The sequence below is a fragment of the Winkia sp. C0117E2 genome (assembly GCF_056590455.1).
Genome location: NZ_JBWPWD010000015.1, coordinates 1 through 763, shown reverse-complemented (window position 1 = coordinate 763; position 763 = coordinate 1). Strand labels below are relative to the sequence as shown.

At 55.2% G+C, this 763-nt stretch carries 1 rRNA gene; it reads right to left on the bottom strand.

Annotated elements, in window-relative coordinates:
- Nucleotides 1–2 precede the first annotated feature (2 nt).
- Nucleotides 3–763, bottom strand: a 23S ribosomal RNA gene (locus tag AC1EKG_RS10425); the annotation flags it as partial.

Sequence of the window (763 nt, the reverse complement as noted above, 5' to 3'; positions counted from 1 at the left end):
TGTTAGTCATCGGGATATTAGTACCAGTCAACTCAAACCCTCACGAGCCTTACATTCCTGGCCTATCAACCCAGTCTTCTACTGGGACCCTCACACACAAACAGTGCACGGAGATCTTATCTCGAGGCAGGCTTCCCGCTTAGATGCTTTCAGCGGTTATCCCTCCCGAACGTAGCAAACCAGCCATGCACCTGGCGGTACAACTGGCACACCAGAGGTTCGTCCGTCCCGGTCCTCTCGTACTAGGGACAGGCCCTCTCAAATCTCCAACGAACGCAGCGGATAGGGACCGAACTGTCTCACGACGTTCTGAACCCAGCTCGCGTACCGCTTTAATGGGCGAACAGCCCAACCCTTGGGACCAACTCCAGCCCCAGGATGCGACGAGCCGACATCGAGGTGCCAAACCATGCCGTCGATATGGACTCTTGGGCAAGATCAGCCTGTTATCCCCGGGGTACCTTTTATCCGTTGAGCGACAACGCTTCCACAAGCCATTGCCGGATCACTAGTTCCTACTTTCGTACCTGCTCCACCCGTCAGTGTCACAGTCAAGCTCCCTTGTGCACTTACACTCAACACCTGATTACCAACCAGGATGAGGGAACCATTGAGCGCCTCCGTTACCTTTTAGGAGGCAACCGCCCCAGTTAAACTACCCACCAGGCACTGTCCCCAACCCGGATCACGGGCCAAGGTTAAGACAGCCAATCACACCAGAGTGGTATTTCACATTACAACTCCACCACACCTAGCGGCGCGG